Annotated in this window: 14 protein-coding genes; 8 read left to right on the top strand and 6 right to left on the bottom strand. The window is 74.0% G+C overall.

The annotated features are described in order from the left end of the window. Window positions 1–356 precede the first annotated feature (356 nt). From ACH4E8_RS18210 to ACH4E8_RS18195, 4 genes are all read left to right on the top strand, one after another. Window positions 357–1,958: an FAD-dependent monooxygenase gene (locus ACH4E8_RS18210; RefSeq protein WP_398449288.1), complete on the top strand. Its 1,602-nt coding sequence runs from the start codon at window positions 357–359 to the stop codon at window positions 1,956–1,958. Window positions 1,959–1,991: 33 nt separating this feature from the next. Next, window positions 1,992–2,078, top strand: a complete 87-nt coding sequence (locus ACH4E8_RS18205; protein WP_361543929.1) for a putative leader peptide — start codon at window positions 1,992–1,994, stop codon at window positions 2,076–2,078. Between the two features lie 215 nt (window positions 2,079–2,293). After that, window positions 2,294–2,764 carry a cysteine dioxygenase gene (locus tag ACH4E8_RS18200; protein WP_398449746.1) on the top strand — a complete coding sequence of 157 codons (471 nt, stop codon included), beginning with the start codon at window positions 2,294–2,296 and terminating at the stop codon, window positions 2,762–2,764. Further along, window positions 2,761–3,234, top strand: coding sequence for a rhodanese-like domain-containing protein (locus ACH4E8_RS18195; RefSeq protein ID WP_398449286.1), 474 nt, complete (start codon window positions 2,761–2,763; stop codon window positions 3,232–3,234). Before ACH4E8_RS18200 ends, ACH4E8_RS18195 begins: the two co-directional genes overlap by 4 nt. A gap of 129 nt (window positions 3,235–3,363) precedes the next feature. On the opposite strand, the gene recX is transcribed toward ACH4E8_RS18195, so the two are convergent. Together recX and recA are read right to left on the bottom strand one after the other, a co-directional pair. Continuing rightward, window positions 3,364–3,933: a recombination regulator RecX gene (recX, locus tag ACH4E8_RS18190; RefSeq protein WP_398449284.1), complete on the bottom strand. Its 570-nt coding sequence runs from the start codon at window positions 3,931–3,933 to the stop codon at window positions 3,364–3,366. A 2-nt stretch (window positions 3,934–3,935) separates the two neighbouring features. Then, on the bottom strand, window positions 3,936–5,063 hold the full coding sequence (gene recA / locus ACH4E8_RS18185; protein WP_398449282.1) for a recombinase RecA: 1,128 nt from the start codon (window positions 5,061–5,063) through the stop codon (window positions 3,936–3,938). 270 nt (window positions 5,064–5,333) lie between these two features. Here recA and ACH4E8_RS18180 point away from each other — a divergent pair, with 270 nt between their 5' ends. The 3 genes from ACH4E8_RS18180 to ACH4E8_RS18170 all read left to right on the top strand — a co-directional run bounded on the left by ACH4E8_RS18180 (window position 5,334) and on the right by ACH4E8_RS18170 (window position 10,638). Next, on the top strand, window positions 5,334–5,525 hold the full coding sequence (locus ACH4E8_RS18180) for a hypothetical protein (RefSeq protein ID WP_398449280.1): 192 nt from the start codon (window positions 5,334–5,336) through the stop codon (window positions 5,523–5,525). Between the two features lie 185 nt (window positions 5,526–5,710). After that, entirely contained in the window at window positions 5,711–7,579 is a 1,869-nt protein-coding gene (locus ACH4E8_RS18175; RefSeq protein WP_398449278.1) for an HSP90 family protein, read from the top strand. Then, window positions 7,576–10,638 carry a tetratricopeptide repeat protein gene (locus ACH4E8_RS18170; RefSeq protein WP_398449277.1) on the top strand — a complete coding sequence of 1,021 codons (3,063 nt, stop codon included), beginning with the start codon at window positions 7,576–7,578 and terminating at the stop codon, window positions 10,636–10,638. The genes ACH4E8_RS18175 and ACH4E8_RS18170 overlap by 4 nt, the downstream gene beginning before the upstream one ends. Before the next feature lie 104 nt (window positions 10,639–10,742). On the opposite strand, the gene ACH4E8_RS18165 is transcribed toward ACH4E8_RS18170, so the two are convergent. Next, entirely contained in the window at window positions 10,743–11,882 is a 1,140-nt protein-coding gene (locus ACH4E8_RS18165) for an AI-2E family transporter (RefSeq protein ID WP_398449744.1), read from the bottom strand. Between the two features lie 366 nt (window positions 11,883–12,248). Then, complete coding sequence (locus ACH4E8_RS18160; RefSeq protein ID WP_398449275.1) at window positions 12,249–12,443, bottom strand: DUF3046 domain-containing protein; 195 nt, start codon at window positions 12,441–12,443, stop codon at window positions 12,249–12,251. Window positions 12,444–12,521: 78 nt separating this feature from the next. Between ACH4E8_RS18160 and ACH4E8_RS18155 the strand changes: the two genes are divergently transcribed. Further along, window positions 12,522–13,466, top strand: a complete 945-nt coding sequence (locus ACH4E8_RS18155; RefSeq protein WP_398449273.1) for a hypothetical protein — start codon at window positions 12,522–12,524, stop codon at window positions 13,464–13,466. A gap of 13 nt (window positions 13,467–13,479) precedes the next feature. On the opposite strand, the gene ACH4E8_RS18150 is transcribed toward ACH4E8_RS18155, so the two are convergent. Together ACH4E8_RS18150 and ACH4E8_RS18145 are read right to left on the bottom strand one after the other, a co-directional pair. Further along, the gene (locus tag ACH4E8_RS18150) at window positions 13,480–13,788 is read right to left on the bottom strand and encodes an AzlD domain-containing protein (protein ID WP_398449271.1); all 309 of its coding nucleotides are present in this window, start codon (window positions 13,786–13,788) and stop codon (window positions 13,480–13,482) included. Continuing rightward, a complete protein-coding gene (locus tag ACH4E8_RS18145) occupies window positions 13,785–14,570 on the bottom strand; it encodes an AzlC family ABC transporter permease (RefSeq protein WP_398449269.1) in 786 nt (261 codons plus the stop codon). The genes ACH4E8_RS18150 and ACH4E8_RS18145 overlap by 4 nt, the downstream gene beginning before the upstream one ends. Window positions 14,571–14,604: the final 34 nt, after the last annotated feature.

Below are 14,604 nucleotides of genomic sequence, written 5' to 3'. Positions count from 1 at the left end.
CGCCTCCCGGTGCGTCGGCCCCCGGTGCATCGGCTCCGGCGCACCGTTCGGTGCTGCACCATCGGCCCCACCGGCTGACACCCGTGGCACCTACCACCGTTCGCCCCAGCGGGCCCCGACGCTCCCTCGACATCGCACTCCCCTCCCCCGCATCGCGCTTTCCCGAGCTCAGAGGCCCCGCCACCCCCGTGCGGACCAGTGTCCGCCATGCCGCTCGGGGGTCACTTGACGCGGGCACCCCCAATCGGTTGCATACGTTCTGTGATCGCGCACCGGGGCTCCACCGCACCTCCCCCTACGACGACTACGACGACTACGACCGTCCGCACGCCCCTGCGAGCCCGAGGAGCCGCGTCGTGGACCCGGTGATCGTCGTCGGTGCGGGTCCGGTCGGACTGGCGCTCGCCCTGGCACTCGCCCACCAGGGCGTGTCGACCGTCGTGCTCGACGAGGGCAGCGGCGGCGACGACCCGCGCCCCGCGCGCACCGCGGTCCTGCGCCCCGACACGGCGGCCCTGGTGGAGCGGCTGGGCTGTGCGACCGTACGCGACGAGGGCGCCCGGTGGACCGGCTGGCGCACGATGCGTCGGAAGCAGGAGCTGCGCCGACTGCCGCTCGGCGCCGAGACGCTCCCTTCACCGCTGCACGTGCCCCAACACGCCCTCACCCGCGGATTGCGGGCCGCCGCCACCGCCGAGGAGTCGGTGGAACTCGTCGGCGAGAGCCGGGTCGACGCGCTTGAGCAGGACGCCGACGGCGTCACGGTGCACACCCGCGGTCCCAAGGGCACCTGGTGGCGCGGCAGTCACGTGGTGGGCTGCGACGGCGCCCGGTCGACCGTGCGCAAGCTGCTCGGCGTCCGCTTCCCCGGGCGCACCGCGGTGGAACGCCACGCCGTCGCCACCCTGCGCACGGAACTGCCCTGGCCCGACGAGGCGGTGCTGCACCGTCAGCCGCCGTGGCGCGGCAGCGGCAACGAGATCACGGCCCGGCCGCTGCCGGACGACGCCTGGCGGCTGGACTGGCTGCTGCCGTCGGACGGCGAACTGGTCACCCCCGACGCGCTGGTGACCCGGGTGCGCGACACCCTCGCGGGCTGGTGCGACGGCAGCACCCCGCCGTACGACCTGCTCGACACCGGCGTGTACACCGTGCACCACCGGCTGGCGCGCCGCTGGCGGGTGGACCGGGCGTTCCTGGCGGGCGACGCGGCCCACCTGGTGGGCGCGCTCGGCACCCAGGGCCTCGACGAAGGGCTGCGGGACGCGGAAAACCTGGCGTGGAAGCTGGCGCACACCTGGCACCACGGCGGTTCGCCCGCCCTGCTGGACAGCTACCAAGCCGAGCGCAGGGCCGCGGTCGCCGCCCGGCTGCGCGCCGCCGACCACGCCCTGCCGGCCCTGCGCGGCACCAGCCCGCTGCGCGCCTATCTGCCCGGTGCGGCGCGCGGGCAGGACGCGCTGCTCACCGACGCGCACCTGGGGCAGGGCCCGCTCGGCGCGCTCCCGGTCTACCTGCACTCCCCGCTCGCGCCGGAGCACTCCCCCGCTCACGTCCCCGTCGGCACGGAGACCGGAGCCGTGGTGGAGGACGTACGGGTCACCACCCCCGACGGGACGAGTGCACGGCTGCGGGACAGGCTGGACCAGGGGCAGTTGCTGGTCCTGTTGGTCGCTCCCGGCACGGGCGTGTGGGACCGCAGGCACTGGCAGAGCGCCGGGGTGATGCCGCGGCTCGCGGCGGCGGTCTCCGCGCTGCCCGTACGGGCCGAGCTGCTGGTGACGGAGGAGTACCCGGGCGCTTCGGCGCACGCGGTGCTGCTGGTCCGCCCGGACGGCCACCTGGTCGCGGCCTTCGCGGGGGTGCGGCCCGCGGAGTTGTACGCGGCGGCGGACGCGGCCCGCGGCGGTGCGCCGGCGCCGACGACGGCCGGCGACCGCACCGCGGACGTCAATTGACCCTCCGGTGAGCACCGTGGTCTACTCGCGAACATGACCGGCACCGACGTGCGCCTGTGGCGGAGGGTCCACATGGACTTCCTCCGGTACGCGGGCTGCCTGTGTCGACCGTCCTGCTGACTTCGCTCCCCCGCGCCTGACGGGCACGGGGGTCCCCTCGTCATCCGCGCGCCCCGCGGGTCGCTGCGCCGCACCCCTGCGCGCCCTTCAGCGAACTCCCAGGACGGTACTCCGTGTCCTCATCGACCCCGCACTCCACGCCCCGGGCCACCGCCGCGGCGTCAACGACCGCCTCCGACACCGCGACTTCCACCGCCGCACCCACCCCCGCCGAGCTGCTCGACTTCGTACGGGCCGCGGCGGCCGACGCCGAGTTGATCGCCTCGCTCCCGCTCGATCCACAGGGCCGCACCTGGGTCCGCCTGGACGGTCCGGGCGGCAGCGAGGCGTGGATCATCGGCTGGCCGCCCGGCACGGGCACCGGCTGGCACGACCACGCCGAGTCCGTCGGGGCGTTCGCCACCGCGGTGGGCGAGCTGACGGAGCACTCGTTGGCCGCACGGCTGCCGGCCCGCGGGTGGAAGACCCTCGAACTGAGCGAAGGGCTGGACCGCGAGCGACGGCTGACCTCCGGTCAGAGCCGGGGGTTCGGTCGGCACCACGTCCACGAGGTGCTCAACGAATCGTCCGAGCACGCCGTCTCTGTCCATGCGTACCATCCGCCGCTGCCGCTGATCCGACGGTTCAGCCGCACCGGCCCCGTGCTCCGGTTGGAGCAGGTCGAACGTCCGGAGGACTGGCAGTGACCACACTTCCCAAGCCCGTGCCCGCAGGGGCCGTCGGCATAGACGAACTCCTGGAGCGCGTCCGCGTGCAGCTCGACCGGGTGGACGCCCGGCGCGCCTTCGACGAAGCAGCGGCGGGCGCCCTCCTGGTGGACACCCGCTACGCGGCCCTGCGCGACCGGGACGGCCTGATCCCCGGCGCCCTGGTCGTGGAGCGCAACGAGCTGGAGTGGCGCCTCGATCCGCAGGGCAGCCACCGCGCGCCCGAGGCCGTCAGTCACGACCTGCGGGTGGTGGTGATCTGCAACGAGGGGTACGCCTCCTCCCTCGCGGCCCTCTCCCTGCAACAGCTCGGTCTGCACCGGGCGACGGATCTGATCGGCGGCTTCCAGGCGTGGCGGGCGGCGGGCCTTCCCGTCACGGCCGGAGCCGCCCCCTCCACCGCGGTGGATTCCGCCCCGAACGCCGGGGTGCCCTCCCCGGAGGGATGACGCCACCCGCGTCCCTCGGCCTCCGCTGCCTTCCCCGCCCCGGCGCGGAAGGCGGTGGAGGCCGGTCGGCGGCCGTCGTGTCTTCAGCGGCCGTCGTTGCTCAGCGGCCGCAGTGGTTGCCGTGGCCGCTCACCACGGCTCCGACAGATCGTCGAGGTCCTGCTCGCCCTCCTCTTCCAGGGCCTGCCGTACGACCCTGAGCGCCAGCCCCTCGCCGTACCCCTTGCGGGCCAGCATGCCGGCCAGCCTCCGGATGCGCCGGTCGCGGTCGAGCCCGCGGGTGGCCCGCAGCTTGCGGGCGACCAGCGCACGGGCGGTCTCCTCCTCGCGCTCCGCGTCGAGCTGGCCCACCGCCTCGTCGACGAGGGCCGAGGCCACCCCCTTCGTCCGCAGCTCGCGGGCGAGGGCGCGACGGGCGAGCCCCCGGCTGTGGTGCCGCGACTCGACCCACGCCTGGGCGAACGCGGTGTCATTGATCAGCCCCACGTCCTCGAAGCGCGCGAGCACCTCTTCGGCGACCTCCGGAGGGATCTCCCTCTTGTGGAGCGCGTCCGCCAACTGCTTGCGGGTGCGCGGCGTCCCGGTGAGCAGGCGCAGGCAGATCGCCCGCGCCCGCTCAGCCGGGTCCTGGGGCGACAGCTCCTTCTCGGCCCTCGACGAGTCGGTGCCGTCGCCCGGCCATTCGGTGCGCCGGGTCACGCTCAGCCCTTGGTCGCCGCCGCCTTGGCCGTCTTGGCCTTGGTGGCGGGAGCGGGCACCGACTTCGCGTCAGCGGCCGGGGCCGCCGCCGCGCCCGCCGCGTCGCCGCCCGTCTCGCCGGCAGCGGTCTCCGGATGGACGCCCACGCCCAGCTTCTGCTTGATCTTCTTCTCGATCTCGTTCGCCAGGTCGGGGTTGTCCTTGAGGAAGTTGCGCGCGTTCTCCTTGCCCTGGCCGAGCTGGTCACCCTCGTAGGTGTACCAAGCACCGGCCTTGCGCACGAAGCCGTGCTCCACGCCCATGTCGATCAGGCCGCCCTCGCGGCTGATGCCCTGGCCGTACAGGATGTCGAACTCGGCCTGCTTGAAGGGCGGCGCGACCTTGTTCTTCACGACCTTGACGCGGGTGCGGTTGCCGACCGCGTCCGTGCCGTCCTTCAGGGTCTCGATGCGGCGGATGTCGAGCCGCACGGAGGCGTAGAACTTCAGGGCCCGGCCACCGGTCGTGGTCTCCGGGGAGCCGAACATGACGCCGATCTTCTCGCGGAGCTGGTTGATGAAGATCGCGGTCGTCTTCGACTGGTTCAGCGCGCTGGTGATCTTCCGCAGCGCCTGGCTCATCAGCCGCGCCTGGAGGCCCACGTGCGAGTCGCCCATCTCGCCCTCGATCTCCGCCTTCGGCACGAGGGCCGCGACGGAGTCGATAACGATCAGGTCGAGCGCGCCGGAGCGGACCAGCATGTCGACGATTTCGAGGGCCTGCTCGCCGTTGTCCGGCTGGGAGAGGATGAGGGAGTCGATGTCGACGCCCAGCTTCTTCGCGTACTCCGGGTCGAGGGCGTGCTCGGCGTCCACGAAGGCGACGGCGCCGCCGGCCTTCTGGGCATTGGCCACCGCGTGCAGCGTGAGGGTCGTCTTACCGGAGGACTCTGGTCCGTACACCTCGACGACGCGGCCGCGCGGCAGTCCGCCGACGCCCAGCGCGACGTCGAGCGCGGTCGATCCGGTGGGGATGACCTCGATGGGCTCGTTCGGCCGCTCGCCCAGGCGCATCACTGCGCCCTTGCCGAATTGTCGTTCAATCTGTGCGAGCGCGGCGTCGAGCGCCTTCTCGCGGTCGGTTCCTGCCATGGGTTCCACCCGATTTGCTTGTGTCGATCGCTTCACGTCAAAGACGCTAACCCCTGCCACTGACAACGGGCCCCGACGCCCGTCCCGCCTGTGGACAACTCTCCGGTGAAGCGCGGCGCCGGAGCCCCCATAAGAATGGATGTTCGATTTTAGTGTCAAGCATCCCGCCCGGCGCGCCGCCGGTCGAGTGACCGTGGCGGACGGCCCGGCTCGAACGGCGGGCCGGGTCGTGAACGAGCGAACGATCGAACGAGCGGGAGCGGGCACACGATGCGGGGACGCCCGGGAACCGAGCAGGACGACCACGACGCGGACGGGCTGATCGTCTTCCTGAACGGCACGTCGAGCTGCGGCACGAGCACGGCGACCCCGCTCGACCGCGCCCGCCGCATCGCACGGTTCCTCCCCGAGCGGCCCGCCCCCACCGCCTTCCAGCGGCTGCGGCACCAGTACGGCATCTGACGCGCGGCGCTCCACCGCGCGTCCCGCCCGGCCACCGCCCCCGAGCCGGCCGGCCCCGGTCATACCGGCCGTTGCGGCGGAGAACGTCGGCGCGCACTACTACGCTGCCTTCCACGTTCGTGATCTGTGAGGGGGGACCTCGCGATCGCTCCTACCCACACGTATGTAGCGCGAGGTGATGTGCCATGACGTCCGCCGGTGCAGCGGAGGCGACTCCGCCCGAGGCGAACAGCTTCCAGGTCGATCTACGCGGCCTGGTCGACCTGCTCTCCCACCACTTGTACTCCAGCCCCCGGGTGTACGTCCGCGAGCTGCTCCAGAACGCAGTGGACGCGGTCACCGCGCGGCAGGCGCTGCACCCGGAAGCCCGGGTCCGCATCCGACTCGCCAGCGCGGCGGGGCGCGTCTCCATCGAGGACAGCGGCATCGGGCTCACGGCAGAGGAGGTCCACACCCTCCTCGCCACCATCGGCCGCAGCTCCAAGCGCGGCGGCGAACACGGCCTGGAGTCGGCCCGCCGGGAGTTCCTCGGCCAGTTCGGCATCGGCCTGCTCGCCTGCTTCGTCGTGGCCCGCCAGATCCGCGTCGTCACCCGCTCCGCACGGACGCCCGACGCCGCCCCGGTGGAGTGGCTGGCGTCCGACGACGGCTCGTACACCGTGCGGATCCTGCCCGACGCGGCCCGGCCCGAGCCCGGCACGACGGTGCACCTGGAGCCGCGCCCCGGCTCCGAGGAGTGGACGCGCCCGGACCGGGTCGAGGAGTTGGCCCGCGACTTCGGCTCCCTGCTGCCGTACGACATCGTCTTCAGCGCGGACGGCGGCCCGGAGCGCCCGATCACCGACCGGCCCGCCGTCTGGGACCGCGAGCACCCCTCCCCCGCGGCCCGCCGGGTCGCCCTCAGCGGGCACTGCGCGAAGCTGTTCGGCTTCACCCCGCTGGACACCATCGACCTCGACCTCCCGGTGGCCGGGGTGCGCGGCGTCGCCTACGTGCTGCCGGAGCCCACCAGCCCGGCGCACCGGGCCGGCCACCGCACGTACCTCAAGGGCATGCTGCTGACCGACCGCGCGGACAACCTGCTGCCGGAGTGGGCCTTCTTCGTCCGCGCCGTCGTGGACACGGACACCCTCCGCCCCACCGCCTCCCGGGAGAACCTGTACGACGACGAGACGCTCGCCGCCGTGCGCGAGGCCCTCGGCGGTGCCGTCCGGCAGTGGCTGGCCGAGCTGGCGGCGAGCGACCCGCAGCGGCTGGCCGCCTTCCTGAGCGTGCACCACCTCGGGGTGAAGTCCCTGGCGCGGCACGACGCAGAGCTGTTCGAGCTGATGTTGCCCTGGCTGCCGTTCGAGACCAGCGACGGCCAGCTGAGCCTGGACGGGTTCGCCGCGGCGCACGGTGAGGTCCACTTCACCAGGACCGTCGAGGAGTTCCGCCAGATCGCCCCGATCGCCGCCGCGCACGGCCTGGGCGTGGTCAACGCCGGATACACCTACGACGCCGACCTGCTCGCCCTGCTGCCGGCGGTCCGCCCCGCCGTGAAGGTCACCGAGCTGGACGCCGGCGCCGTCACCGAGCGCCTGGACCCGGTCGCCACCTCCGCCGAGCTGGCCCTCGCCGCCTTCCTCGCCACCGCCCGCACCCGACTGGACCCGCACGGCTGCGACGTGGTGCTGCGCGCCTTCCAGCCCGTGACGATGCCCGCGCTCTTCCTCGACGACCGCCAGGCCCGCCACGAGCGGGACCGTGCCACCGCCCAGGAGAACGCCGACTCGCTGTGGAGCGACATCCTCGGCTCGCTGCGCAACACGGCGCCCCGGGCCCGGCTGGTGCTGAACCACAACAATCCGCTGATCCGCAGGATCGCCGCGCTCCCCGACCCGGAGCTGACCGCCACCGCGGTCGAATCGCTGTACGGCCAGGCGCTGCTGATGTCGCAGCGGCCCCTGCGCCCCGCCGACACCACCCTGCTCAACCGGGCCTTCCTCGGGCTCTTGGAATGGGCGACCCACTCCGCCGCCCAGGGCGCCACCCCCCAGGAGGACCAGCCGTGACCGCATCCATGCCCCCGATGTCCCCGCAGGAGGTCCGCCAGGGCCTCTTCGAGAACGCGGGCGCGCCCCACGGCTCGGCGCGGGTCACCCGGGCCGAGTTCCTGTCGGCCGCCGCCGAGGCGACCGGAGAGGCCGACCTGTTCCGCCAGTCCCTCCAGGGTCTGGTCGACGCGTACGAGTACAGCTCGGAGCGCACCAAGATGGTGGTGCCCTTCGCCCGGCTGCTCCAGGAGTACGACCGCGACCCGTCCTCCTTCGCCGCCCACGAGGTCCGCAGCCTGTACTGGCGGTTCAAGTGGGTGGCCGGCGGGATCGTCGAGTCCCCCGACATCCCGCTGGCGTCCGTGGACCGCTGGCTGGCGGACATGGAGCGGCGCTACCGGCTGGCCGGCTACAGCGAGCGCGCGGTGCGGCAGGCCGAGTTCTACTTGGCCGACGCGACCGGGGACGCGGACCGGATGGAGCGTGCGGTGGCCGGCTGGACGGCCGCCGAGCGGGACGAGATGAGCGACTGCCACGCCTGCGAGCTGAACACCCAGGGGTGGTACCGCTCGCGCCGGGGCGAGGACGCCGAAGCGGTGCGGATCTGGGAGCCCGTGCTGACCGGCGGGCTGTCCTGCATGGAGGAGCCGCACCGGGTGCTCGCCCACTCCCTGCTGCCCCTGGTCCGCCTCGGCCGCTCCGGCGAGGCGCGCGCCCACCACCTGCGCGGCTACCGCATGGCCCGCGGCAACGAGAGCCTGTTGCGCTCGATCGGCGAGCACATCGAGTTCTGCGCCCTGACGGGGAACGAGTCCCGGGGCCTGGAGGTCCTGGCCGAGCACTCCGCGCACCTCGGCCCGCTCGGGGACGTCGAGTCCCAGTTGGAGTTCACCGGCGGCATCCTCGTCCTGCTGCGGCGGCTGCGCGAGCTGGGGCTCGCGGACCGGGCCGCGGTCCCGTACCGGGGGGCGGTCCGTACCGTCGGGGAGCTGTACGAGCTGCTGGAGGCGGACGCCGCGGCGATCACCGCCCGCTTCGACGCGCGCAACGGCACCGCACTGGTGTCGCAGCGGCTGGCCGACCGGATCGCGCAGCAGCCGCTGCTGGACGCGCTGCCCCTCGGGGTGCGCAGTGCGGCGATCACCGCGTCGGTGGGCGCCCCGGTGACCGGAGCCGCCCCGACCGTGCCGTCGAACGGCGCGGACGCCTTCGACGAGTCGGTCGAGCGGGCGCGGGCCGCCCGGGCGGAGGGCCGCCCCTCGGCCCACGCCCTGTGGGCCGAAGTGGTGCGCCGCATCGAGGCGGAGCCCGGGCTGACGCCGGACCCGGCGCTGGCCGCGGACGTCCTGGAGCACCGGGCGATGGCGGCGCTGGACGCCGGGGATGCGGAGTCGACGGCGATGTTCGTCCGGGCCGCCGAGGCCCATCGGGCGGCCGGCCGGGAGAGCCGGGCGGCCTTCGTGGACCTGGCGGCGGCCAGCAGCGCGACCGGACTCGGCGCGCCGGCCGATGAGGTCCGCGCGCTGCTCGCCGCGGCCGTGCGGTCCGCCGGCGAGCTGCCCGCGACGGATCCGGTGCGCCCGCGCCGCACCGCGCTCGCCGAGCTGACGTCGCTGCGGATCGAGGCGTTCTTGACGGCCAAGGAGCACCGGGCCGCAGCAGAAGAAGCGCAGGAGCCCCAGCGGCCGGCCCAAGAGGCCCCGGGGGACCAGGAGCTGGACACCGGCCTGGTGACCGCGCTCCGGAGCTTCATCGCCGCCCGCGCCGACACCGAGCTGCCGCAGGGCACGGTGGACGTCCTCGGCCAGGCCGAGTCGGACCTCGCCCAGGCCCTGCTGTCCGCTGGGGACCTGCGGACGGCGGAGCCCCTGCTCGCCTCGGCGGCGGGTCACCAGATCGCCGGTGGCCGCCCCTGGGCCGCCTGCCGGCCGCTGTCGATGCGCGCCAGCGTGCTGGCCGCGATGGGCGATCTGGAGGCGGCCGAAGCCAGCGCCCGCGCCGCCCTCGGCCACTCCCTTGAGCTGGTCGACCCGGAGGAGCAGTCGTCGGTGCGGCTGACCTTGGCGGACGTCCTGCTGGAGCGCGGCGACGGGGCCGAAGAGGCGGCGGAGCACGCCCTTGAGGCCACTCATTGGCTGGACCAGGCAGGGCTGGCCGCGACGTCCGGCGCCCGCGCGCGCACGCTGCTGGCCCGGGCGTACGCGGAGGCGGGCCGCACCGTCGAGGCGGTGGAGGTGCTGCACTCGGCGCTGCCCGACCTCGTCGCGGAGCACGGCGAGGACGAGGTCGTCCAGGCGCGCCAGTTGTTGGGCCGGCTGCTCCACGAACTGAACGACCCGAAGGCCGCGGCCGAGCAGTTCCTGATGGGCGCGGAGATCGCCAAGGGCTGGGAGGACGTCCGCGCGCAGGCGTCGCTCGCCAATTCGGCGGCGGACGCGCTCTCGGCCGCGCACCTGAGCACCGAGGCCCGGTCGGCGTACCGGCAGACCCTGGAACTGTGGCGACGCGCCGGCGGGCATCCGGTCGCCGAGGTGCGGGTGCTGCGCTCCCTGGCGTGGCTGGCGGTGGAGGACGTCGACCACGACGAGGAGGAGGGCGACGACCGGGCCCCTGCTCGTGCCGCCGCGGCGTACGCGGGCGCGCAGGCGCTGATGGACGAGGCGTTCGCGGTGCTCCGCGACATCGACGACCCCCAGTGCCGCTACGAGTGGGCGCAGACCTGCCAGCAGTCGGCCCGGCTTCTTGAAGAGGAGCTGTACGGCTACGAAGAGGCCGACGACGACGGCTCGGACGACGGCCCCGGCTCCGGCCCCGGCCTTCAGGAGCGTCGGGCCGTACGGGAGCGGGCGCTGCGGCTGGTGCTGGAGGCGGCGGAAGTCTTCGCCGAGTTCGGCGCGGCCGCGCTGCGGGACCGCTTCCAGTCCCTGGTGCGCGCCTCGTGGACGGAGCAGGAGTTGGGGCGCGCGGCGGAGGCCGGGGCGCGGATCACGGCCCTGATCGCAGAGCTGTCGCACCAGGAGGGCTCGGAGGCCGAGGAGCTGCGGCGGCAGGCCGAGCAGATACGCGACCGTTTGTGACCGCGGCCGGGGCCGGGGCCGTGGCCGTGGCCTCGTAGCCGAGGGCGGGGTGGCTGACGGCGACCCGTCGTCCACCCCGCCTCGGACGGTCCTGACGAGCCGGCTCAGGCCCCTTCGTCCGGCTGCGGCTGGGCGCGCCGCATCCCCGGCACTCGCTTGATCCGCTTGAGCAATTGCTGTCCGCCGTGCCTCCGGTGGCCCTGCACCCGGGGGTCGTCGGTCACGGCGTACCGCCGCACGTACGCCCCCAGGAACGCCTGGAGCGTGGCGACGGCCGGGATCGCGATGAGCGCGCCCACCGCCCCCATCAGGGCCGTGCCGGCGATGACCGAGCCGAAGGCCACGGCCGGGTGGATGTCGACGGTCTTGGAGGTGAGCTTGGGCTGCAGGACGTAGTTCTCGAACTGCTGGTACACCACGACGAAACCGAGCACCCACACCGCGTACCAGGGGTCGACGGTGAAGGCGATCAGCATCGGCAGGGCGCCCGCCAGGTAGGTGCCGATCGTCGGGATGAACTGCGACACCAGGCCGACCCAGACGGCCAGCGCCGGCGCGTAGGGCACGCCCAGGATCTCCAGCAGGACGAAGTGCGCCACGCCGGAGATCAGCGCCATCAGACCGCGCGAGTAGAGGTAGCCGCCGGTCTTGTCGACCGCGATCTCCCAGGCCCGCAGCACCTCCGTCTGCTTGGCGGGAGGCAGCACGGAGCACAGCGCGCGCCGCAGTCGGGGGCCGTCCGCGGCGAAGTAGAACGAGAAGAGGAAGATCGTCAGCAGCCGGAACAGCCCGCCCAGCACGGTGGCGGAGACGTCCAGCACCCCGGTCGCGCTGTTCTGGACGTAGCTCTGCAGCCAGTCCGAGCGGAGCACGCTGTCCTGGACCTCCACCCGGGACAGCTCGGTCTTGAAGGTGTGGTTGATCCAGTTGATCACCGAGTCGAGGTACTTGGGGAAGTCGTCGACCATCGTCACGATCTGGTCGGCCAGCATCGACCCCAGGAGGACGACGAAGCCGACCGTCGCGACCAGGATCCCGAAGAAGACCAGGAAGGTGGCGACTCCCCGCCGCATGCCGCGCGAGGCCATCCGCCCCACGGCGGGCTCTATGGCCAGCGCCAGGAAGAAGGCGATCAGGATGTTCGTCAGCAATCCGATGAGCTGGTGGAAGGCCCAGCTGCCGAGCTGGAAGCACGCGTAGAGCGCCAGCGCGAGCAAGATCGCTCGGGGCAGCCAGCGGGGCATGCGCACCGGGCCGAGCGCACCGCCCGCCGCGGCGGGCGGCGGCTCGTTCGGCGGGGTCACGCCTTCGGACGGGGTGTGTTCGTGCGGTGCGTGGGAGCCGGGCGCCGCACGGCCGTCGGCCGTGCGCGTCGCGGTGCCGCCGCCGGCCGGGCCGTGGGTCGCGCCCTGCGCGGGTACGGCGGCACGGCCGTCGTGCCCGTCGCGTCGGTCGCGTCCGTGCGGGGCCCGATCTGCGTCGGGCTCGTTCTCGTCATGCTTGTCGCTCTTCGGGGCCACCGGGTCAGTGTCGCGTACGTTCGGCGTGATCGAGGACCCGGCCCGGCGTCAGGTCCCCGCGATCCGCGGCGTCACGGCCGGGCCGCGGCGTCACCGCTTGTCGGCGGGGACGTCCACCGCGACGCAGACCGCGCGCCACACGGCCTTGGCCTCCCAGCCCGCCTCCAGCGCCTCGTGCACCGTCCGCCCGCCGAGTTCGGCCATCACGTGGTCCCGTGCGAAGGAGTCGGCGTACCCCGCCCCGAAGTGGTCCGCCATCCGCTCCCAGAAAATCGTCAACCGCATGACGCCAGTATCCCGCCCCCGGGGGTGCGCCGGTCGTCTGCCGTGCTCGGGGCGGACCGGGCGCTCTACGGTCGGGACATGGCTGACACCGGAACGGCTCCTGCGCCCCCGCCGCCGTCGCCCCTGGCCCGTGCGGAGCACTTCGTCTGGCTCACCGCCCGCGTCCTGGAGCAGCGGCGCTTCGCCCACCTCTTCCTCGGCGGCGGCGCGGACGCCGTCGAAGCCGCCCTGTCGCCGTACCTCAACGAGGACGGGGGCTACGGCCACGCCCTCGAACCGGACCTGCGCGGTCCGGTCAGCCAGCCCCTGCACACCGCGCACGCCCTGCGCGTCCTCGATTCCATCGGCCGCTGCGGGGGGCTGCGCGCGGAGCGGCTGTGCCGCTACCTCACCGGGGTGTCGACGCCGGAGGGCGCACTGCCCGCGATCCACCCCTCCCAGCGCGGCTATCCGGCCGCGCCGTTCGTGCCCGTCGTCGACGACCCCCCGGGTTCGCTGCTGACGACGGGCCCGGTGGTGGGGCTGCTGCACCGCAACGAGGTGTGGCACGCCTGGCTGTTCCGGGCCACCGACTTCTGTTGGGCCGCCGTCGATGCGCTGGAGCGGTCCCATCCGTACGAGGTCGAGGCGGCGGTCGCCTTCCTCGACGGCGTCCCGGACCGGCCCCGGGCGCGCACGGCCGCCGACCGGTTGGGGCGCCTGGTGCGGGAGCAGCGGTTGGTGGTGCTCGACCCGGCCTCGGCCGACGGTCAGCCGGTCGCCGCCGGATACGCCCCGGGCGAGCACCACTACGCGTACGACTACGCCCGCACGCCGCAGTCGCTGGCCCGCCACTGGTTCACCGACGAGGAGATGGCCCGGAGCCTGGACCACCTGGCGGGCGAGCAGCGCGAGGACGGCGGCTGGCCGATCACCTGGCGGCAGTGGGCGCCGGGCACCGCGCTGGAGGCCCGGCCGATCGTGACGATCGAGGCGCTGCGGACCCTGCGGGCGTACGGACGGGACGTCTCCGGCCGCCGGTGAGGGCGCTCCCTCGTCAGCCGCCCATCGCCCGTACACCGGCGGTGACCAGCACGGCAGCGGCGACGACCAGCAGGAAGGGCGCCCGCAGGACCAGGGCGACGGCTGCCGCGGCCACCCCGGCGGCCCGGGCGTCGAGCACCAGGGAGCCGGCCGTGCTGAAGGTCTGCTGGGCGGTGAGCGCGGCCAGCAGGGCGACGGGCAGGAGCGCTGCCAGCCGTTGCACGAGGGGGCGCTCCAGGGCGTTCGCCGGCACCAGGAGGCCGGCCAGTTTGACGACGTAGCAACCGACGGCCGTCACGGCTATCGCGATCCAGATGGTCATCGGGCGTCCCCCTCCGGGTCCTGCTGCGCCTGCTCAGCAGGACCGCCACCGCGGCCCTTGAACCACAGCACGGCGGGCGCCGCGAGGGCCGCGACGAGCACGGGCACCCCGGCCGGCAGCACGGGCAGCAGCCCGAGCATGAGCAGCACCGCGAGCCCGGCCACCACGCGCTCGGTCGACGTCCGCAGCATGGGGGCCAGCAGCGCCAGGAAGACGGCCGGCCCGGCGGCGTCGAGCCCCCAGGCGTCGGTGTCGCCGATGGCTTCGGCGCCGAGCGCGCCGAGGAGGGTGGTCACGTTCCACAGGACGTACAGCGTCAGACCGGTCACGGTGAAGCCGAGCCGGACGGCCCGTCGCGTCGGCTGGGCGAGCGCGACCGCCGTGGTCTCGTCGATCACCCAGTGCGCGGCGAACGGGCGCACGGCGCGGGGCAGCGCGAGGAGCTGGGACAGCCGCAGCCCGTAGAAGGCGTTCCGCACCCCGAGGAAGAAGGCGCCGGCCGCCGCCGTGAAGGGGTTGCCGCCCGCTGCCAACGCTCCGACCAGCGCGAACTGCGATGCACCGGTGAAGACGAGCAGGCTCAGGGCGCACGTTTGGAGAACGGTGAGGCCGGAGCCGGCCGCCGTGACGCCGAAGGCGAAGCCGGACAGCCCGACGGCCACGCCGACGCCGAGCGCGTCCCGTACGACCGCCGAGTCGGGCTTGGCCGGGGCCTCGGTGTCGTGGGGGCGCGTGGTGGGCTCGGGCGGGCCGCTGTCCGGTGGTGCTGTCGTCTCTGCCATGCCTGGGACGGTACGGCCGAGGCCCGCCGGTCGT

The organism is Streptomyces sp. NPDC017979 (assembly GCF_044328175.1).
In the GTDB taxonomy this organism is placed as follows: Bacteria; Actinomycetota; Actinomycetes; order Streptomycetales; family Streptomycetaceae; genus Streptomyces.
Note: the sequence above shows the minus strand (reverse complement) of the source record. Positions and strands in the feature narration are given on the sequence as shown.

Coding starts and splice junctions, on each gene's coding strand:
- ACH4E8_RS18155 (WP_398449273.1), top strand. CDS start 12,522: ATGGCTGACACCGGAACGGCTCCTGCGCCCCCGCCGCCGTCGCCCCTG.
- ACH4E8_RS18145 (WP_398449269.1), bottom strand. CDS start 14,570: ATGGCAGAGACGACAGCACCACCGGACAGCGGCCCGCCCGAGCCCACC.
- ACH4E8_RS18205 (WP_361543929.1), top strand. CDS start 1,992: ATGACCGGCACCGACGTGCGCCTGTGGCGGAGGGTCCACATGGACTTC.
- ACH4E8_RS18165 (WP_398449744.1), bottom strand. CDS start 11,882: ATGCCCCGCTGGCTGCCCCGAGCGATCTTGCTCGCGCTGGCGCTCTAC.
- ACH4E8_RS18175 (WP_398449278.1), top strand. CDS start 5,711: ATGACGTCCGCCGGTGCAGCGGAGGCGACTCCGCCCGAGGCGAACAGC.
- recA (WP_398449282.1), bottom strand. CDS start 5,063: ATGGCAGGAACCGACCGCGAGAAGGCGCTCGACGCCGCGCTCGCACAG.
- ACH4E8_RS18180 (WP_398449280.1), top strand. CDS start 5,334: ATGCGGGGACGCCCGGGAACCGAGCAGGACGACCACGACGCGGACGGG.
- ACH4E8_RS18150 (WP_398449271.1), bottom strand. CDS start 13,788: ATGACCATCTGGATCGCGATAGCCGTGACGGCCGTCGGTTGCTACGTC.
- ACH4E8_RS18160 (WP_398449275.1), bottom strand. CDS start 12,443: ATGCGGTTGACGATTTTCTGGGAGCGGATGGCGGACCACTTCGGGGCG.